Here is a 17576-nt window from a genome sequence, read left to right as displayed (position 1 = left end):
AGATCAGGTTCAGTTTCAGCTTCGTCTAACTCGAGAAGAAGCTGATCGGGTCCGAGACCATCACCGACAAGATTGTCAGCGTCCCGATCGTCACAGAAGCGGCGAAGCGGAGCGGCGGCAAGATGGCGGTCGGCGCGCTCGCGGGCGGCGTGCTCCTTGGCGGAGTCGGCGCCGTGGCGGGCGCCGCGCTCCGCTCCGGCGCGACGACCTCGGCGACCTTCCGGATCGAGCTCGACACCGGAGACGTGATCCTCGCGCGGGCCGACACGCGCAAGGAGTTCGACAAGATGCTCGGCCTACAGGCCAAGGTCGAGGCGAGAACGCGGAAGCGCGAGATCGAAGCGGTCAAGGCCGCGGCGGCGCCGAGAGCGGAGGCGAAGCCGCCCACGCCGAAGCTCGATGACAGCGATCCGCTCCGCAACTTCGTGATCGGGATCTTCGTGTTCCTCGTGAGCTGCGCGATCATCAGCGCGTTCTGACCGTGAAGGCGACATGAGCTCGAGCGCGACGCACGCCCGCGGCGTCGTCTTCGATCCGCCAGGCGAGAGCATCGCCGGGCGGTTTGCGATTCCGGACCCGCGCCAGCTGGCGCAGGGCGGCGCGAGCGTGCGCCTGGACCGGGGCGGCGAGGCGCCGAGCGAGCGGAAACAGGGCGGCGGGGCATTTTTCGCGCTTGCATCGGGCGCGAGAGCGCGGGGCGCCACGGGGCGGCGCCGCATCGCGCGGCGCGGCCCCTACGGGCGCGCCCGGCGCCCCTATCAGGCGCCCCACTCCGCCGTTATGGCGCGGGGCGCCGGGCGGCGCCGGCGGGTTATCGGGCGCCCTGCGTCGGCGGGGCGCCTGATGGACAGTCGCGAGCGTGTCGGGGAGCGGCGGCGGAGCGCGCGGCTATCCGCGCCGCGCCCAGGGATGCTGAGAATCGAGATGGACGCCGTCCGCCGAGACCGCCTGCGGCTTCTGTTCGAAGCCCTTCTTGATCCCGTAGGCGTATCGCTCGAACCGGGCCTTCTCGCGCTCATGGCAATCGCGGCAGAGGCGCTGGATGTTTCCGCGCACGAGCGCCAGATCGGGACGGACGCGGCGAGGAATGATGTGGTCCGCTACCGCGCGCGGCGAGTCCGAGCCGCACATGCGACAGGTCGGCTCCTCGCGCATGACCTTCGCGCGCATCTTCGCCCATTCCTTCGACTTGTAAAAGGCCTTGTCGATGGCGGCGGAACCGGGCGGGGGCTTCACTCTTGCGTTGGTCATGGCATGAGAATTACGATGCGCAAAGGCCGCTATTCGGGGGATTTTTGATGCCGGCGAAGAAGGAATGGAAGCCGCTGACGCCGGAGCAGGAGCACCGGCGCGTCCGGCTCAACCAGTGGCTCGAAGCGTCGGGGATGCGCATCGGCCAGGCGGCCGAGGAGCTCGGGATCGAGCGGCGGACGCTCAACTGCTACCTGAGCGGCCTCGAGCGCCGAGGCGAGCCGCTGCCCGTTGGCTGGCATATCTGGCTCGCGGCCTGCGCGATCGCGCACGGCGTCGGTCGCAACGAGGATCTCTGGATGCGGCGAGCGGTCGACGAGAAGGCGGTTCTCGCCGAGGTTCCGCGCGTCTACAGGCTCGCGCTCCAGGCGCACGCGGCGGGCGTCACGGACTGGAAGCCCGAAGACGGATTCCGGGAGGTCGAGCTCGTCGGCCAGCGCCCGCGCCTGACGGTCCGCAAGCAGAGGATCGACCCCGAGCTCAGTCTCGTGAAGCCCGAAGACGTCGAGCCCGAGCGCGAGGCGCCGGCCGAGCCCGAGCCGGGCACGACGCGACGGGGACAACCGAGGAAGATGCGCTAGGCGCCGCGCCGTCGGCGTCGCGCCCGGGGGAACATGACATTGCTCCGTGCGTGCGGAACCGGCGGCGCGCATGGTCAGAAGAGCTTGCCGAGGCGGGCGAAGACGCCGCGCGTGACCGCGCCGACGATCCCGTCCGCCTTGAGGTTCTGCGCCTGCTGGAAGATCTGGACGGCGGCCCTGGTCTTCGGGCCGAACACGCCGTCAGGCACGAGATCGAGCACCTTCTGCATGTCGGCGACGTCGAGCCCGCGCACGCCCTCGCGCAGAACGCGCGTGAGCGTCGGGATCGCGCCGTCGTCCGAGGCCGGGTCCTTCTCGTTCAGGACGGCGAGCACGCGGCGAATGCGGCGGACGCGGTCGTCATGGCCGATCAGACCGCCGTTGACGCGGCGCGTCGCCTTTTTCCAGTTCCCCTCGTCGGCGGCCTCGAAGACGCCGCGGATATCGTAGAACCAACGGGCGACCTTGAGCCCCACCACCAGATCCTCGCGCGCCAGATCGGGATTGCCCTCGAGATCGACGCCGATGGCCTGCCCGGCTTCCCGGAAGTTCGCGCGGCCGGTTAGCATCGTCGGCCCCGAGCCGCGGAACCGGTAGCCGTCGCCGCTTTCGTAGGGCCCGTTGCCGAGACGGTCGCAGTAAACGCTGTTGGCGAGCTCTACCGGGTTCATCGCGCAGCGCGCGGCCTTCGCCGGATCGTTCGCAAAGCGCGACGGCCAGACCTTCGCGAGGCGCTTCTTGCGATAGTGCAGGTCCTCGTCGAAGTCGGTCAGATCCTTGCTCTCATGCCCCAGGTTGGCGAAGAACACGGCGGCCCGGTTCGGCGTCGCGAGAACGCCGGTCAGAGACGGAGCGAACGCCTCGAGCTCCTCGGCCGTGCGCGGCTTCATCTTCGGCATCGCGGCGTCCGCCGCATCCATGATCTCGTCGACGCTCAGCGTCATCGTTCGGTCCTTTCGCTCTCGGAGTCGGATTTGAGGCGCCAGCCGTCGTGCCCGCAGCGCGGGCAGGAGACCGGATCGCCGGGCTTGTCGCGGGGGTCGCGGAACTGCGTCTCGCACCGCTCGCAGACGATGGTGTCGACGCCGACGACCTCGCCGCCGCCTCCAGTCGTCGCGCCAGGCTTTAGGTCGGACCTTCCGGTCAGGAACGCCGCCAGCGTACCCAGGACGAAGAGCATGATCTCCTTGAGCGTCTGGAGCAGCGTCGCCGCCGTGTCGCCGGTGAGCGAGGGAAGGCCGACGACGAGGGTCGGGCCGATCAGCATCGTCGTGACGCCGGTCATGAAGATGAGGAAGCCGATGGCGAGGATGATCGCGACGAGGGTGCGGGCGTCCATCAGCGGAGGCCCGTATCGGCGCAGACGCCGACGACGTAGCCTTCGACGACGAAGACCGGGCCGTCATAGTTGGTCGCATGGAGCTCACGCCGCGTCTCCGCCGCCCAGGCGGCCATGAGTTGAGCGACGGCGGCGCGGCAGGCCTGAATCGTCTGGAATCCGCCGATGGACGAGACTTCGCCCGTCCCGAGCCACATGACGATCAGCAGCACTGCGCTCATGTCTGGCACATACCAGAAAGCCGACTCACAGTCTATTAATCGCTACAGTTGCCTACTATTAAATTCTGGTCGGCATTCGCCTCAAGGATCGCGACTTCGCGCAGGCGTCAGGGCGCGATGCGCTGGCGGGCGGTCGCGCGCCTGGTCAGGCTTTTTAGTACGGTCATATCGGCAAATAATGGTTATTTATTGAATATTTCATTGGATTGCGCGCCAATAAGCCCTTAATTTCTATCTGTCGCCGGGCGTCATCTGCCCGGATCGTCGACCGAGAGCCGGCCCACGGTGCAACGAGCGCACGGGACGCCCGGACTTGCGAGACGGAGGCGCAGGCCTCGATGGTTGGGCGAAGCCCGGCTCCGCCGACGACAAGTCGGATGGCGGAGCGCGTGCGAAGGCCGACGAACCCTCACCACAGGAGACTGACATGAACCAAGTGACGAAAATCGCCGACGCGAAGGCCGGCAAGGCCGGAGCAAAGGAGAAGAAGGCCGAGGAGAAGAAGGCGCCGCCGACATGGCTCAAGGTCGATCCCGACCTCATGCTGGCCGCGACCCTCACGATGTCGACCGATCCGGCGCGGCACTACATCAACGGCATCCATCTCCATCTCGACGAGGACGACACGGCCCGGATCGTGACGACCGACGGCAAGCTGCTGTTCTGCGCGACCATTTTTCTGCCGGCTGGACTGCCGACGTGGCTCGCAGAAGGGCTGACCATCGCCGGAGAGGGCCTGCCTGGTCTTCTCAAGGTCGTGGCGAAGCGCGCCTCCGCCGGGCTCTACATCGAGCCGATGGAGGCGGGCGGTCATCTCTGGATTCGCGACAATGCGGAGCCGGCGATGGCCACCGTGAGTTTCCGCCAGTCGATCGAGGCCGGGGCCTTCCCTGACTATCGCCGCATCCTCAGCACCGACGCTTTCGCCGGCGCCGAAAGCGTGGCCGGTCAGGGCGTCGTGATGGACGCCGGGGTCTTCAAGGTCGCGCAGGCGATCTCGAAGCAGATCCACGACGGCGACAAGAACGATCCTCAGCGGGTCGAGTTCTTCACGTCGCGGACGCAGGCGAACGTCCTCACCTTCACCCGGCCGGGATGCTTCCTGATGGCGATGCCGTTGGAGACCGAGACTGTCCACCGACAGACGCAGCAGGTCCTCTCCGGCTTCACCAACGGAACCGTCGCCGCGCTCCGGGCGCACCGGACGCGGATCGAGAAGGAGCTCTCCCGAGCTTCGACCGAGGCGGATCGCGGGCGGCTCAAGGCGAAGATGGCCGAATACGACGACCGCATCCGCGACGTCATCGTGCGTCTCGGCGGCGGCGCCGGCCTCAGCATCGAGCAGGAGAAGAAGACGCTCCAGCTCGAAGCCGAGCGGAAGGAGGCCGAGGCCAAGATCGACGCGGCGGCGCTCGACGCCGCCGTGAATGACGTCTCCCCGGCGAAGCCGAAGGCTCCGAAGACCGCCCCGACCACGGATGCGGCGGAGGCGCCGAAGGCGGAGGCCAAGCCCGTCGCCGCTCCGGCGGCGGCGAAGCCGGAGGCCCCGAAGACCGCCCCGACCACGGATGCGGCGGAGGCGCCGAAGGCGGAGGCCAAGCCCGTCGCCGCTCCGGCGGCGGCGAAGCCGGAGGCTCCGAAGCCCGCCCCGACCACGGGTGCGGCGGAGGCGCCGAAGGCCGAGGCCAAGCCCGTCGCCGCTCCGGCGGCGGCGAAGCCCGAGGCCCCGAAGCCGGCCGAAAAGCCGGCGGAAGCGCCGAAGGCGGAGAGCAAGCCGGCGACGGCGAAGCTCCACTGACGACGACCCCGGCGGGAGACCGCCGGGGCACACCCCTACCACGGAGACGACCATGAAGATGCACCACACGCTCACGACCGACCGGATCATGGAGGCGTGCCAACGCTACGACGAGTCGCTCGACAATCCGGGCTTCTGCGTCGCCTGCGGCGAAGAGGCCGAGGGCTGCGAGCCCGACGCGCGCGGCTACGAGTGCGAGAGCTGCGGCGAGCGCAAGGTCTACGGAGCCCAGGAGCTCCTCCTGATGACGGCGTGAAGCCGGACAACGGAGCAACAGCGCCGCGGCCCGCCTGGAGCGGGCCGCGGTCAACATCGGATGGAACCTATGAGCATTCTGACATTCAAGACGAGCGACCTTCGCCCGATCGTGGAGCACGCCCTCTCCTCGGAGATGCCGCCGGAGTTCTACGGCCAGAAGGTCACCGGGCCGAGCCTCGCCCTGGTCGGCGATCAGGGCGTCTACCTGATAAGCATCGGGACGCCGGGGCAGATGAAGCCCGACGGGAAGGGCCGCGTCGTCGCCTACGCCGAGGGGATCAATCCGGACGTCGACGACGACTGGTATGACGCCAAGCACAACACCTTCGGCGGCGACGACGGGGCCGACGTGCTGCCGTGGGCGGCGGAGATTCTCCGGCTCATCAAGCTCGACCACCAGACGATCCGCATCCGCATCACCGACGGCGCGCTCGAGCTCGCGCAGTAACCCCGACGCCGGGCGACAGGCCCGGCACCCTGCCACAAGGAGACGACGAATGTTTCACATCTACCAGCCGCTTCCCGACGACGACCAGGTCGCGGAGATCAACCGGCTCGGATGGGGCGGAGGCCCCATGCCGAAGGCCTATGCCAACATCACGACCATGTTCGTCGAGATCGGCGAGGATGAGGCCATCGAGGCGATCATCCGCGCCGCGGTCGAGGCCAACCTGATGCGGCACGCGATGGACGTCGACGCGCCCGCGCTCGCCGACGTCTTTCCGGCGACGAACGGCTACGGGCCCCACGCGCGGAACGTGCGCGACGTGATCCCGCACAAGAGCGGCTCGGTCGGCGACGTCGTGATTAACGCGACGACCAACGGGGGATGGATCACCATGCGGTTCGGCCACCACGAGCTCTCCGCCGAGTTCGTGCGCTGGTTCCGGACGAGGGTCAGCACGAACATCCGGATCGGCGAGGCGGCGGTCGCGACCGCCTCGCAGGACTGCTGAGCGGGAAAGGACAGATCATGCCGAACGACACGACCGTAACCGTGACGAGCGCCGCCGCGCTCCACGCCTTCGCCGCGCAGGTCGCGCGCCTGGACAGCTGGGAGGACATCTGCCGCCGACGCTGGCTCGACGAGAACGGCGAGGAGGGCACGGGGATGAGCGAGGAGGAGCATCTCGCGAGTCAGCAGATGGACCTCGACAATCTCACCGGCGACCACGACACGCTCGAGGCGCTGATCGAGCAGGCGCGCGATCTCGTCGCGCATCCGCTCCATGTGACCGTGCTGGTGATCGAGAACGACGACGACGCCGAGGACGTCGACGAGTGGATATGCCTCAACCGCGCGGCGGCCGAGAGCATGATCGAAGTCGCCTTCCGCGAACGCTTCGTCGATCACGTCTTCATGGAGGGCGACGCGGCGCTCGACGAGGAGGCGTTCCGGGCGAAGTGGAAGGAGAACCACACGATCCGGATCGAGACGCGCACACTTCACGACGTGGCGGCGCCCGCGCCCAAGCCCGGCGAGGAGGCGAAGGCGTGAGCGCGCGCTGGCGTCCCATGAAGAGACTGGCGGCGCCGCCGCCGGTCAACGAGCGGAGCGTCCGCGCCATCCTCGATGCGCATCCCGACGTCGCCGACCAGGCGGCGGCGGACTGGATGATCCGGCGGGTCGAGACGGCGGAGCACTGGACCAACCACGCCTATCATTGCATGGCGATCCGCCCCGAAGAGGACGAGGCGCCCGACGAGCTCAGGCTCACCTGGCTCTCGATCAAGCGGCACGACCGGAAGCCGATCCGGGACTGGCGCGACCTCCAGCGGATCAAGAACGACGTGGTGGGAGAGGATTGCGAGGCGGTGGAGCTCTTCCCCGCCTCGAGCCGTCTCGTCGACAGCGCGAACCAGTATCACCTGTGGGCGCTTCCGCTGGGCGAGCGGTGGCCGCTCGGCTTCCAGACGCGCTTCGTGACGGACACCGTCACGCCGGAAATGAACATCGGTCAGCGACCGCTTGGCGACGACGACCGATGAAATGCGAAGCCGACGGGCGGACGGGCGATGAAGCGTCGCCGTCCGCCCGCCGGCTTGCCGTTCCGCTGTCCGGAACGCCTAGCAAGACACCGAGCGACGAAAGGACAATGCGGCCTGGAGCGCCTCGCAACGATTCCATACCATACGGTTGGCAACGCATTTTTTCATTATATAACAATTAGTTGCAATCTTTCAGGTTTTCCGCTAGGCTATTCTTTCACAGGCAGGAGATCACTATTGACCACAGGACAGGATAAATTAGCGACGAAGCCATACGCTCGGCGGAAGTCGGACATAGAATGGACCAACGCGACCTGGAATCCCCTTGTCGGCTGTTCCCTCGCGAGCCCCGGATGCACGAACTGCTATGCGATGCGGCAGGCCCACCGGATCGAGGCGATGGGCATGAGCCCGGCCTACAAGGGACTCACGAAGCTCGTGAACGGCAAGCCGGTCTGGACCGGCAAGGTCGGGCGCGCGACGAACGCGGCGATGCGCAAGCCCCTCGGGGTGCGCGCGGGAACCGTCTTCTTCGTGAACTCCATGTCCGATTTCTTCCATCCGGACATGGCCGACGCATGGCGCGACGAAGCCTACGAGATCATGAAGGCGACGCCGCATCACACCTATCAGGTGCTCACGAAGAGGCCGGAGATCGCCGTCGAGTATCTCGGCAGGCGCGACCGCTTCGCGGAGCTCCGGAATGTCTGGATCGGCGCGTCCGTGGAACGGGCGCAGGAGACGTGGCGGATCGACGCCCTGCGCCTGGTTCCGGCGGCGTTGCGGTTCCTCTCGGTCGAGCCGCTGATCGCCCGGATCGGCCCTGTCATCGACGTCTCGGGGATCGGATGGGTCATCACCGGCGGCGAGAGCGGCGGGGATGCGCGCCCGGTCGATCTCGAATGGGTGCGCGAGGTTCGGGACGTCTGCGTCGCCGAGGGCGTCCCGTTTTTCCACAAGCAATGGGGATCGTGGCGGTTCAACCCGCTCGTCGTGCGCGACGGACTGACGCCGCGGGAGGCGGCGCGCCGCGATCTCGATCCCGAGGCCAAGGGCGGCGCATCGCTCGACGGCCGGCTCTGGCGACAGATGCCGAACGACCTTCCTCTCGCCCCGCGCCGCGCGGCGAAAGGTTGAAGCCCGGCCCGGCGAGCGGATCGCCGGGCCCCTACCACAGGAGACGCGAATGACCATCGAACTGAACTGGATCATGGATCCCGGGCATGGCTGGCTCATCATCAGCCGCGGAGACCTCAAGGCCGCGGGGCTCACCGAGGCCGACATCTCGCCCTACAGCTACCAGAAGGGCGACCAGCTGGCGCTCGAGGAGGACAGCGACGCCGCGATCTACATCGCGGCCCGTTATCCCGGCGTCCGCGTCGGCGCGATGAAGCACAACGAGACCCTCATCGAGGTCGGAGGCCCGCGCACCTGGGCGTCCTTCGGCACGAAGCCCTACGGCGGATCGTCAACGACCGGCGACGCCGCCTGAGACGGCGGACGGCGGCGCGTTCGGCGCGCCGTCGTCCTCACCGAGAGGAGATTGCGATGGGAATGGACGTGATCGGCCGGGCGCCCGCCACCGAGCAGGGCGCGATGTTCCGGCGAAGCGCATGGGGCTGGCGCGCGCTGGCCGACTACACGATGCGGATCGGCGGCGACGTCGCCGCGAAGTGCGGCTACTGGCACACCAATGACGGCGACGGCCTCGACGCCGAGGACAGCGCCGCGCTCGCGGAGATCATCGGCCAGGCGCTCGAGAGCGGCGAGGCGGAGCGGTGCGTCGTCGAGCGCAAGGCGGCGCTCGACGCTCTGCCGCTCGTTCCGTGCCGCTTCTGCGAGGGCACGGGAGTCCGCAACGACGATGTCGGCCGGAAATCCGGCATGGTCTTCAAGACCGTCGGGCCCGAAGAGGCGGAACGGGTCGACTTTCCGCATCCGCGCATCGGCCAAATCGGGACATGCAACGCCTGCGCCAGCGCGGGCATGAGCCGCCACCCGGACACCCTCTACCACCTTGAGCTCGAAGACATCCGCGAGTGGCGCGCGTTCCTCGCCGCTTGCGGTGGCTTCGAGATTCACTGACCTGCCACAGGAGACCGACATGCCTTACGCCAGCGACCACGGATATTCGATAGAGGGCCAGCTTCCAGGCACGCCGGACATCGGACCCAGGACCCGGAGCCTCGCGCTCGCGCTCGCCTTCGCGGCCGAGCTGCGAAAGGAGATCACGGACGAGAGTGTTGCGGAGGTGGTCCGCCGCAATACGCTCCCGACCTACGCCGCCGCCTGTGCATCGCATGACTTCTGCGACGCGAACATGGTGATGGCGTCCGCCTTCGAGCGCGTCATGGAGCGCCCGTTCGACTTCGGCTCCGAGACCGACATGGATATCTGGAACCGCGCATGGGACGCGGCGCGCCTGTCCGGCTTCGCGACGACCGCTATCGCCTGCACCGGGGAGGCGTGAGCGAGATGCACACCCATCAGTCCATTCCGGAAAAGCAGGCGCGACTGAAACGGCTCATCCGCCTCGCGTCCATCCTCTGTTTCCTCGCGATGGGATCGGCCTGCGTCTCGCTCGCGTTCGCGTTTCTCGGCCGAGGGGAGTGCTGAGATGAAGATGGACAGCACCGAGATCGTGCCGCGCGCGACCCTCGAAATCCTCATCGGCCACCGTGACCGGGCGCTCGCGGGCGCGATCGACGTCTACGAGGCCGCCAAGCGCGTGAACGAGACGGCGGAGAAGGTGACGCCAGACAACGCCTGGAACGCGCCGAAGCTCACGCTCGATCTGGACCGCTCGCCATGGTCGCTCGACGCCTACCGCAAGCGGATCGACGCCGCCGCTTGGCGGCATGTCCTGACGTTCCTGCGGATCAACGACGTGATGGGCTCCAAGGACCGCGAGGCCTTCGCGCGCGATCTGCACGAGAACCCGCCGGAGTTCACCTTCGAGGCGGTCCGCGCCACCATGCAGGACCTCGCCGGACGACGGACGGAAATCTTCGCGCAGGGCGTCGTCGACGTCTTCGAGCGGCTCCACCGCAGCTACAGGACGAACAAGGTCTTCCGCTTCGACAAGAAGATCATCATCGACTACGCGCTCGACACCGATTACGGCGCGTGGTCTTGGCGCTACGGCGTCAACTCGGCGGTCGACCGGCTCAACGATCTGGACCGGGCGATCCATCTCGCGCTCGGTGAGGAGCGGATCGCCACCGCCGGCGACATCGGCTTGAAGGCCATGCGCGAGCGCAAGAAGACGGCGTTCACGCCCCATCTCGAGCTCCGCTTCTTCAAGAAGGGGACCGTCCACGTCCTCTTCCGGAGCCGACCCGCCCAGGACGCGCTGAACCGGATTCTCGCCGCACATTACGGAGATGTTCTGCCGGACGCGCGCGGCGAGCTTCGCTTCTGATTACACACCCTGCCAATGGAGATTGAACCGATGATCTTGAACGAGACGGAGATCGGCGCCGGGACCGAGACGCCGCACGGCTGGAAATGCAGGACGTGCGGATCGGAGGACCTCCTCTTCGACGCCTATGCGGAATGGGACCGGGAGAACCAGGTCTTCACCGTCCAGTCGCTCTTCGACGCCTGCGAATGCGTCGCCTGCGGCGGCGAGACGAAGGCGGTCCGCTTCGAGCTCGCCGCGGAGGCGGGCGCGCCATGAGCCGGAAAGCGCGCTTCTATCGGAGCTGCGTAGACTGGCCGAAGGCGAAGGTCGGCGCGCTCGAAGCCCTGCTGGACGGCGCGGCGACGATCTCGCCGCAGACCTTCTCGCAGGCGACGGACGCCGCCGACCGGGCCGCCGTCTACGCCTCGCTCGGATTCGGACGCTGCAATCCGATCATGCGGGAGCACGCCGCCGGATCCGTGGAGTTCGGATCGGGCAAGGTCTTCGGGCGGAGGGCGTATTTCATGCGCCATTCCCGGATCGAATACATCTTCCTCCGGCCGGCGAAGGAGGCGTCGCGATGATGTCGATCTGGACGGTCAGTGTCGGCACCGTTGATTTCGGCGACCAGCCCGTCGCCCGGCGCCACAAGATCGCGCACGGACGAAGCCGGCCGACGGCGGACCTCCTGACCGCGCCCGACCTCACCGCGCTCCGGACGATGCTGGCCGAGTGCGGGCTCGCGCGCATCCCGCGCGATCCGAACGACGACCCGGTGATCGTGGAGAGCTGGCTGTGACCGCGCCCACGCCGCCCGCCCGCCTGGTCGAGAAACACGGCGAGCAGATCGCCCGGCTTCTGACCGATCCCTCCTTCGCCGACCCCTACGATTACGAGCCGAGTGCCCTGGGCGATCTCTTCGGCCTCTGGCTCGCCGAACACGGGCGCGGCGACGAGGCCGCCCCGATGATCCTTGAAGAGGAGGACCTGCCCGACGACCAGCGCATCTGGCTTGAGCGATTCCTGACGCTCTACCGGCCTTCGGAGGCGGCGGAGGACGAACGCCGCCGCCGCGAGCGCCTGCACCGCCCCGGAGACCATTGAAACCCGTTCTGAAAGTGAACGTCATGTCCAAGAACCCATTAGGCGACGACCTCTACGATTTCGATCCGGACGATCCGTTCGGCGGGCTCCGCCAGCGTCGGCCCGGAAGCCCGGCGCCCGCGCCGCGCCCGGAGGCGGAGGCGCAACCCTATTTCGAGCCTCCTGCGCCGCCGCAGCCCGCGACCGCCAGCCCCGAGCCGATACCCTCGGCGCCGCCGAAGCCGGTCCCGCCGCCGCCGCCACCGGAAGACAAGCCGAAGCCGGCGCCCGATCCGCTCGTCGCCCGCGCGAAGCCGACGCCTGCGCCCTCGCCCGCCCCGAAGCCCGCCGCGGCGCCGACGCCGAAGCCGAACGGGAGCGCGCGGCGCGCCCGGCTCGAGGAGATGGGCGAGGCGCTGGCGCGCGCGCAGCATGCGAAGCTGACCCTGCCGCCGGAGCCCGTCGCCGCGCCCCGCGCCTGGAAGGCCGCGCCCGTGCGCAAGACCGCGCCACCGGCGGAGAATACGGCGGCGAAGCCGGACGAGCGCGCGTGTCAGGCGCGCGGAGCCGGCTGGATCGACTCGGACCAGACGCCGCAGCCTGTCGTCGTGACGCATGACGGCGGCGCGAACGCCTCGCCCCTTTCGCCCGAAGAGATCGCGGCGGTCCTGTCGGGCCTCGCCGTTGTTCTGGCGCGGGCGCGCCGAGTCAGGGAGGCGCGCCCTCTCGTCGTGATCGAGAGCGAGCCGAAGCGGCGGGACTTCCGCAAGATGCGTCTCCGCCGGACGAGGACCTCCACCGGAACGGGCCGCCAGGCCAAGCGGAGGGCGCGCGCATGAACGGGGAGCGCGTGGCGCGGCTCGAGGCCGCGCTCAAGGCGTCGCCGCGCGTGCGCGCCATGCCGCGCTCGGCGGCGGGCCTGCCGATCCCGGTGATCGTGGCGCGCGACCGTGAGGATCAGCCGATCTTCACGGTGAACCACAGCGAGGCGGTGGCGATGGTCGCCGCTTCGGGATCGTGCGGCATCTGCGGGCAGCGCATGGAGGAGGAGGACGTGTGGCTCGTCGGCGGACCGCGCGCCGCCTTCGATCCGCGCGGCGCGTTTCTCGATCCGCCGATGCACCGGGAATGCGCGACCTTCGCGCTCCGCGTCTGCGTCTATCTCGCGACACCGAGCTACCGGGAGGCGAAGCCCGGCGCCATCGCCGCCGCGAAACGCAAGGCGCTGGAGATGGGCTTCGCGACGCGCGAGGCCGAGGGCTCGCCGAAGCCGGATCACTTCGTCCTCATGCGGATCGACGGCATGGTCGGGCTGCGGCGCGACCACGAGCCGCCCCTCTTCATCCCGAACCGGATGCCGCGCGAATGGGAGCTCTGGCGCGACGGCGAGCCCTTCCGCTTCGTGCGAGATCGCAGCCCGTCGAAGCCGACATGGGTGAAGGCGGCGCAGGTCGCAGGCGTGGAGGCGCTGGCGCAGGACGGACTGACCATCAACGACACGAGCCTGATGCACCGGGCGTCGTGGGCCGGGAAGCTCTGCGGCGTCTGGCCGTGGACGATTGGCTTCATCACGGAAGGGACCGCCAACGGTCCAGTTTCGGCATGACGGCCGCCAAGATCGCGCTGCGCAAGACGCGCTTGCGGGTGTTGGACGACGCTGGCGTCGTGACCATTTCGCACCGGTTGGCCGGGGACGCGGACGCGCTGCGCCTGGACAGCCCTGAGATGGAGATAGGCGCGACGCCGCACGTTTGAGAGAGGAGCAGGCCGATGTCGACGTCGTGCGCGCGCTGTCCCGGAAAACCGACATTGCTCCGTTCGCGCCGTGGCGAGCGGCTCAAGCAATCAGCCCCGCGCGATCCGCTCCGCCTGCGGATCATGCTCGAGAACGAGGCCGATATAGCGCATGTGCCCGCCGGAATTGTTCGACGCCTGCCAGCGCCGTGCGAGCCTTCCGCCGAGCATCCGGCACATCTTGTCGATGGCGCGGTCGATCATGTCGTCATGGATCAGGATGCCGCCGGCGACGTTCTTCACGTTCCCGGCGAACCAGTAGAACGCGGTCGGCTTCGCCCCGGCCTTGAGCGCCAGGCCGCTCCCCTCGGTGAGGATGACGCCGATGGTCTCGCCTGGGCGCAGCGGGCGACGGCGGACCAGAATGTAGACCTGTTCCCAGGGCGGTCCGAACCCGTCGAAATCGAATATCGTGTGCTGATAGAGATCAATCGCCCGCATCACGCGGCGATTGTCCCCGACGAAGGCGAGACGATCATCGCGCCACCAGTCGAGGTCGATCCCGACATAGGCGTCGGCGTCCTTCCAGACCATCGCGTGCATCTGGCCGTGCCCGGCGAAGGCGTCGAGGACGTTGGCCGGGCGGCGGGCTTCGCGGATCGCGTCGAGGACGCGGCGGCGGATTTCGGCCTTCGTGCGCTCGGCGCCGGAGCGGACCTTCGCCACCTTGCCGATCGTCAGGTCGCCGCGGGTGTGGAGGCTCATGGGTCAGCTCCCGCTGTCGCGCTGGATCGTGCCGAGTCTCACGTCGATGTCGCCGAGCTCGCCCATGACGGCCTTGAGCCGCTCGAGCGCCTCCGCCTGCCTGGCGAGGGGTCCGCGGATCGTGATCCAGAAGCGGTCGAGCGGCATGTCGGTCGGCAGCTCGAGGATCGGAATGTCGTCGTCCTCCTTGAAGAGGCGTTCCAGCTGTCCCTCGTCGAAGCCGGTCAGGGAGAGATCGAAGCCCGCCGCCTCCAGCTTCTCGACCTCGGCGCGGAGCAGGCTCTCGTCGAAGGAGGAGAGCTCGGTCAGCCGGTTGTCGGCGATCCGGTAGGCGCGCTTCTCGTCCTCGGTCCAGCCCTTCGCGCGCATCGTGGGAATGCGGCTGAGGCCCAGGCGCTCCGCCGCCATGAGGCGGCCATGCCCGGCGATGAGCTCGTTCTTCTCGTCGATCAGCACGGGGATCGTGAAGCCGAACTTCTCGATGCTGAGCGCGATGGCCTCGACCTGTTTCGGGGTGTGGTTGCGCGGGTTCTGCGCATGAGGGTTGAGCTCCGAGATCGGCAGCATCTCGATCTTGGTCGCGGGCCAGGCGCGCTCGCCCCGAACCGTCCTCGCGTCCTCGACCGCGGGCTCCGGCCCGTCCGGTCCGAGCGCCGCCGCCTGAGCCTCGAGCGCGGGCGCGTCGCCTCCCTCCACGACTTCCGCGTCTTCTGCGGCCCGTCGCGCGCGCGGTCGTCTCGCCATGGTGATCTCCCTGCGGTCCTGTGGTCGGATGAGGCCGACGATAGCCGACCGTCATGCGTCATGAAAGCCGCCTTGCGACCCCATCGCCGACCCGCCAGTCCGCCGCCCGGTCTTCATGGTCGCCGCGCGCCTTGTGGGGGCGCCTGTCGCCCGCGTCTCTCCGGCGGCTATAGCTCCTTATGTATCTGTTTTTATTAATTTTTTTGGACATTTAACGGCCTTCGCGCTACAAATTACGCCCGGCGGGGCTGTCCCGCCAGAAAAGGAGACAGAGCATGAAGTATGCGACAGACGTCAAACCGGACGCGGGCGCGATTCGCGCAATCCTGATTCACACCGACTTGCAGCGCGTCGTCGAGACGTGGATCCAGCCCGAGCTCGACGCCTACACGAAGACCATCGGATGCCAGCGGATCGACTTCGCCTATCCGCAATTCCTCTCGGAGCGCGGCGAGACGGTCGTCGTCGACGACGAGGCGATGTTCTCGACCAAGCGCCCGGCGATCTGCTGGACGCTCGGCGCGCCGTGCTTCCAGCCCTATTTCGGTTCGGGCCTCATCGTCGGCACGGACGACGCCACCGGCGAGACGGCCAGCACGTCGTTCGACCTGGAAGAGGTCAGGGCGGCGTTGCGCTTCGCGACGCCGCAGATGCAGATCAACGGCAAGACGGTCTACCAGTCCGTTCCGGGCGACGACTTCCTCATATGGGACGAGGAGGCCATGCGCTTCCGCAAGGTGCGGCGATGAGCGTCGAGGAGGTTCCGACCATGCCCGATCTCGAGGAGATCGGGCGCGCCCTCTTCGGCCACCATTTCCGCAAGGCGTTCATCAACTGGTTCTGCATCAACGAGCGGGCCCTGCGTCGCGGCATGCTGCGCCAGCGCGACTTCTCACCTCAGTTCTGGTCGGACGTGATCGCGGCGCTCGAGCTCTGCGCGAAATGCGGGCCGGCGAACAGGGAGGTCACGACGGAGATGGGCTCGCACGACGAGCGGAACGAGCGGCTGGCCGTCCTGCGCGACGAGTGCGTGATCTGGCGCGATCATCGGATCGCCCAGGACCGGGCGATTTGGCGACGCAAGCAGGAGGCCGCCGGCAGGGACTACGGCGCGCCAGAAGATTGACGGCAGAAACCTACCGACGTGTTTCATATGAAATATGTCGCCTACCATAGGAGAAGATAGACGTGAACCTGAAAGAGAAGACGAGAACCCTCCCGGCGTCGCCCGTCGAGGTCCTGCGCCTCGCCGCCGCCGATCTGCGGAAATGCGGCGAGGACGAGCGGTTCATCTACGATCCGCAGGAATGGCACGCTCCGTCGAAGAACAACCGGACCGGTCAGGAGATTTGCTATGTCTGCGTCGCGGGCGCGGTCATGGCGCAGACCCTCGGCGCAAGGGGCGTGGTGGACATTTGGGCCACGGATTACGCGGACCCTCACATCGTCGCGCGGCTGGAGATGCTTGACGCGGTCCGGCAGGGCAGCTTCGCCACCGCCGTCAAAATGAGCGACGGGACCGAGACGGACGTTCAGGTCGCGCGGGTGCGCCTCCAGATGCGCGACATCCAGTCGGAGAGCTTCGAGGAGCTCGCCGACGAGATCGAGCGCCGCGCCGGCGTGCTCGAGGCGTTTCTCAAGAGCCGGGGGCTGGCGCCATGACCGACTTCGCGAAGATGGAGCCCTGGAACGTGCTTCACGCCGCGGCGGACGATCTCGACGCGCTCGCGGCGGACCCGCGCTTCTACTACAGCGACGCGGAGTGGATCACGCCCGACGATGCGAACGATCCGGAGGGCCGCGTCGCCGTGTCGATCGCGGGCGCGTTCATCAGCCGGTCGCTCGGCGTCGGAGACAGAAACGCGGAAGCGGGCAAATTCATCCACGAGAGGGACCTGCACTATCGGATCCTGATGCTCGCGCAGATCGAACAGGGCGGCTTTCGCATCGCGGTCCGGATGGGAGGCGGGACGCCGCAGGACGCCGACGCCTCGCACTCGGCGCTGTCCTTCCCGAAGAAGCTCGGAACCCTGACCGAGGCGGCGACGGCGTGCCGGACGGCGGCGATGGACCTGCAACAGTTCCTGCGGGACAGGAGGGCCGCCTGATGCCCTACGTGGACAAGCGCTACGGCGCGCTGATCGTCGGCACTGTGGAGATCGTCGAGGCCACCTATCCCATCACGCGCGGCGATGACGGAACGTGGACCTATACGGGGGGTGAAAGCCGCTTCTTCGCCGACGGCGCGATCATCAAGAAGAACGCGGCGGGAGAGGACCTCTTCCTCCGCGAGGACGGGGAGGAAACCCCGGAAAGCCAGCTCGAATGGCGGGACGAGGAGTGATTTCCGCCTGAATTGGAAACGCCCCGCCGCTTTGGAGCCGGCGAGGCGCTTCCGAACGTGCGCCGC

The 17576-nt window shown here is 68.0% G+C and carries 31 protein-coding genes; 25 read left to right on the top strand and 6 right to left on the bottom strand.

All coding sequences use genetic code 11. From position 1 onward, the window contains the following. Positions 1–122: 122 nt before the first annotated feature. Positions 123–479, top strand: coding sequence for a hypothetical protein (locus tag ACE37J_RS12015; protein WP_409711492.1), 357 nt, complete (start codon positions 123–125; stop codon positions 477–479). A 409-nt stretch (positions 480–888) separates the two neighbouring features. On the opposite strand, the gene ACE37J_RS12010 is transcribed toward ACE37J_RS12015, so the two are convergent. Then, positions 889–1251 carry an HNH endonuclease gene (locus ACE37J_RS12010; RefSeq protein WP_409711491.1) on the bottom strand — a complete coding sequence of 121 codons (363 nt, stop codon included), beginning with the start codon at positions 1249–1251 and terminating at the stop codon, positions 889–891. A 47-nt stretch (positions 1252–1298) separates the two neighbouring features. Here ACE37J_RS12010 and ACE37J_RS12005 point away from each other — a divergent pair, with 47 nt between their 5' ends. Next, positions 1299–1832 carry a helix-turn-helix domain-containing protein gene (locus tag ACE37J_RS12005; RefSeq protein ID WP_409711490.1) on the top strand — a complete coding sequence of 178 codons (534 nt, stop codon included), beginning with the start codon at positions 1299–1301 and terminating at the stop codon, positions 1830–1832. Between the two features lie 74 nt (positions 1833–1906). On the opposite strand, the gene ACE37J_RS12000 is transcribed toward ACE37J_RS12005, so the two are convergent. The 3 genes from ACE37J_RS12000 to ACE37J_RS11990 are packed head-to-tail and all read right to left on the bottom strand — an operon-like array spanning position 1907 to position 3392. Continuing rightward, positions 1907–2776 (bottom strand): glycoside hydrolase family 19 protein, encoded by an 870-nt coding sequence (locus ACE37J_RS12000; RefSeq protein WP_409711489.1) that lies wholly within the window; start codon positions 2774–2776, stop codon positions 1907–1909. Next, positions 2773–3171, bottom strand: a complete 399-nt coding sequence (locus ACE37J_RS11995; RefSeq protein ID WP_409711488.1) for a hypothetical protein — start codon at positions 3169–3171, stop codon at positions 2773–2775. Before ACE37J_RS11995 ends, ACE37J_RS12000 begins: the two co-directional genes overlap by 4 nt. Continuing rightward, positions 3171–3392 (bottom strand): hypothetical protein, encoded by a 222-nt coding sequence (locus ACE37J_RS11990; RefSeq protein ID WP_409711487.1) that lies wholly within the window; start codon positions 3390–3392, stop codon positions 3171–3173. Before ACE37J_RS11990 ends, ACE37J_RS11995 begins: the two co-directional genes overlap by 1 nt. 427 nt (positions 3393–3819) lie before the next feature. Here ACE37J_RS11990 and ACE37J_RS11985 point away from each other — a divergent pair, with 427 nt between their 5' ends. From ACE37J_RS11985 to ACE37J_RS11900, 18 genes are all read left to right on the top strand, one after another. Next, positions 3820–5190 carry a hypothetical protein gene (locus ACE37J_RS11985; RefSeq protein ID WP_409711486.1) on the top strand — a complete coding sequence of 457 codons (1371 nt, stop codon included), beginning with the start codon at positions 3820–3822 and terminating at the stop codon, positions 5188–5190. Positions 5191–5242: 52 nt separating this feature from the next. Continuing rightward, complete coding sequence (locus ACE37J_RS11980) at positions 5243–5446, top strand: hypothetical protein (RefSeq protein WP_409711485.1); 204 nt, start codon at positions 5243–5245, stop codon at positions 5444–5446. A 69-nt stretch (positions 5447–5515) separates the two neighbouring features. After that, the gene (locus ACE37J_RS11975; RefSeq protein ID WP_409711484.1) at positions 5516–5896 is read left to right on the top strand and encodes a DUF3085 domain-containing protein; all 381 of its coding nucleotides are present in this window, start codon (positions 5516–5518) and stop codon (positions 5894–5896) included. 49 nt (positions 5897–5945) lie between these two features. Further along, on the top strand, positions 5946–6404 hold the full coding sequence (locus ACE37J_RS11970; RefSeq protein WP_409711483.1) for a hypothetical protein: 459 nt from the start codon (positions 5946–5948) through the stop codon (positions 6402–6404). 17 nt (positions 6405–6421) lie between these two features. Beyond that, complete coding sequence (locus tag ACE37J_RS11965; protein ID WP_409711482.1) at positions 6422–6946, top strand: hypothetical protein; 525 nt, start codon at positions 6422–6424, stop codon at positions 6944–6946. A 17-nt stretch (positions 6947–6963) separates the two neighbouring features. Next, positions 6964–7437: a hypothetical protein gene (locus ACE37J_RS11960; RefSeq protein WP_409711481.1), complete on the top strand. Its 474-nt coding sequence runs from the start codon at positions 6964–6966 to the stop codon at positions 7435–7437. A gap of 27 nt (positions 7438–7464) precedes the next feature. Continuing rightward, positions 7465–8574 (top strand): phage Gp37/Gp68 family protein, encoded by a 1110-nt coding sequence (locus tag ACE37J_RS11955; protein WP_409711480.1) that lies wholly within the window; start codon positions 7465–7467, stop codon positions 8572–8574. Positions 8575–8623: 49 nt separating this feature from the next. Further along, positions 8624–8929: a hypothetical protein gene (locus ACE37J_RS11950; RefSeq protein WP_409711479.1), complete on the top strand. Its 306-nt coding sequence runs from the start codon at positions 8624–8626 to the stop codon at positions 8927–8929. 62 nt (positions 8930–8991) lie between these two features. After that, positions 8992–9522: a hypothetical protein gene (locus tag ACE37J_RS11945; RefSeq protein WP_409711478.1), complete on the top strand. Its 531-nt coding sequence runs from the start codon at positions 8992–8994 to the stop codon at positions 9520–9522. A gap of 19 nt (positions 9523–9541) precedes the next feature. Beyond that, on the top strand, positions 9542–9907 hold the full coding sequence (locus ACE37J_RS11940; protein ID WP_409711477.1) for a hypothetical protein: 366 nt from the start codon (positions 9542–9544) through the stop codon (positions 9905–9907). A gap of 147 nt (positions 9908–10054) precedes the next feature. Next, complete coding sequence (locus tag ACE37J_RS11935) at positions 10055–10858, top strand: DUF4942 domain-containing protein (protein WP_409711476.1); 804 nt, start codon at positions 10055–10057, stop codon at positions 10856–10858. Between the two features lie 30 nt (positions 10859–10888). After that, positions 10889–11116 carry a hypothetical protein gene (locus ACE37J_RS11930; protein WP_409711475.1) on the top strand — a complete coding sequence of 76 codons (228 nt, stop codon included), beginning with the start codon at positions 10889–10891 and terminating at the stop codon, positions 11114–11116. Then, the gene (locus tag ACE37J_RS11925) at positions 11113–11424 is read left to right on the top strand and encodes a hypothetical protein (RefSeq protein ID WP_409711474.1); all 312 of its coding nucleotides are present in this window, start codon (positions 11113–11115) and stop codon (positions 11422–11424) included. Before ACE37J_RS11930 ends, ACE37J_RS11925 begins: the two co-directional genes overlap by 4 nt. Then, positions 11421–11639 carry a hypothetical protein gene (locus tag ACE37J_RS11920; protein WP_409711473.1) on the top strand — a complete coding sequence of 73 codons (219 nt, stop codon included), beginning with the start codon at positions 11421–11423 and terminating at the stop codon, positions 11637–11639. Before ACE37J_RS11925 ends, ACE37J_RS11920 begins: the two co-directional genes overlap by 4 nt. Continuing rightward, the gene (locus ACE37J_RS11915; protein WP_409711472.1) at positions 11636–11944 is read left to right on the top strand and encodes a hypothetical protein; all 309 of its coding nucleotides are present in this window, start codon (positions 11636–11638) and stop codon (positions 11942–11944) included. Before ACE37J_RS11920 ends, ACE37J_RS11915 begins: the two co-directional genes overlap by 4 nt. A 23-nt stretch (positions 11945–11967) precedes the next feature. Then, positions 11968–12762 (top strand): hypothetical protein, encoded by a 795-nt coding sequence (locus ACE37J_RS11910; protein WP_409711471.1) that lies wholly within the window; start codon positions 11968–11970, stop codon positions 12760–12762. Further along, positions 12759–13529 carry a hypothetical protein gene (locus ACE37J_RS11905; RefSeq protein ID WP_409711470.1) on the top strand — a complete coding sequence of 257 codons (771 nt, stop codon included), beginning with the start codon at positions 12759–12761 and terminating at the stop codon, positions 13527–13529. Before ACE37J_RS11910 ends, ACE37J_RS11905 begins: the two co-directional genes overlap by 4 nt. After that, complete coding sequence (locus tag ACE37J_RS11900) at positions 13526–13678, top strand: hypothetical protein (protein WP_409711469.1); 153 nt, start codon at positions 13526–13528, stop codon at positions 13676–13678. Before ACE37J_RS11905 ends, ACE37J_RS11900 begins: the two co-directional genes overlap by 4 nt. 90 nt (positions 13679–13768) lie before the next feature. Here ACE37J_RS11900 and ACE37J_RS11895 read toward each other — a convergent pair whose 3' ends face one another. Then, entirely contained in the window at positions 13769–14422 is a 654-nt protein-coding gene (locus ACE37J_RS11895; protein WP_409711468.1) for a hypothetical protein, read from the bottom strand. A gap of 3 nt (positions 14423–14425) precedes the next feature. Continuing rightward, a complete protein-coding gene (locus tag ACE37J_RS11890; RefSeq protein ID WP_409711467.1) occupies positions 14426–15166 on the bottom strand; it encodes a ParB/Srx family N-terminal domain-containing protein in 741 nt (246 codons plus the stop codon). A 275-nt stretch (positions 15167–15441) separates the two neighbouring features. On the opposite strand from ACE37J_RS11890, the gene ACE37J_RS11885 reads away from it, so the two are divergent. The 5 genes from ACE37J_RS11885 (at position 15442) to ACE37J_RS11865 (ending at position 17510) form a co-directional block, all read left to right on the top strand. Then, positions 15442–15915 (top strand): hypothetical protein, encoded by a 474-nt coding sequence (locus ACE37J_RS11885; protein WP_409711466.1) that lies wholly within the window; start codon positions 15442–15444, stop codon positions 15913–15915. Beyond that, positions 15912–16292: a hypothetical protein gene (locus ACE37J_RS11880; RefSeq protein WP_409711465.1), complete on the top strand. Its 381-nt coding sequence runs from the start codon at positions 15912–15914 to the stop codon at positions 16290–16292. The genes ACE37J_RS11885 and ACE37J_RS11880 overlap by 4 nt, the downstream gene beginning before the upstream one ends. A gap of 62 nt (positions 16293–16354) precedes the next feature. Next, complete coding sequence (locus ACE37J_RS11875; protein WP_409711464.1) at positions 16355–16828, top strand: hypothetical protein; 474 nt, start codon at positions 16355–16357, stop codon at positions 16826–16828. Continuing rightward, complete coding sequence (locus ACE37J_RS11870) at positions 16825–17274, top strand: hypothetical protein (RefSeq protein ID WP_409711463.1); 450 nt, start codon at positions 16825–16827, stop codon at positions 17272–17274. The genes ACE37J_RS11875 and ACE37J_RS11870 overlap by 4 nt, the downstream gene beginning before the upstream one ends. Beyond that, a complete protein-coding gene (locus ACE37J_RS11865) occupies positions 17274–17510 on the top strand; it encodes a hypothetical protein (protein ID WP_409711462.1) in 237 nt (78 codons plus the stop codon). The genes ACE37J_RS11870 and ACE37J_RS11865 overlap by 1 nt, the downstream gene beginning before the upstream one ends. Positions 17511–17576 lie beyond the last annotated feature (66 nt).

Origin of the sequence: Pikeienuella sp., from assembly GCF_046290545.1 — a bacterium.
GTDB lineage: Bacteria > Pseudomonadota > Alphaproteobacteria > Rhodobacterales > Rhodobacteraceae > Pikeienuella.
This window is presented reverse-complemented; position numbering and strand designations above follow the sequence as displayed.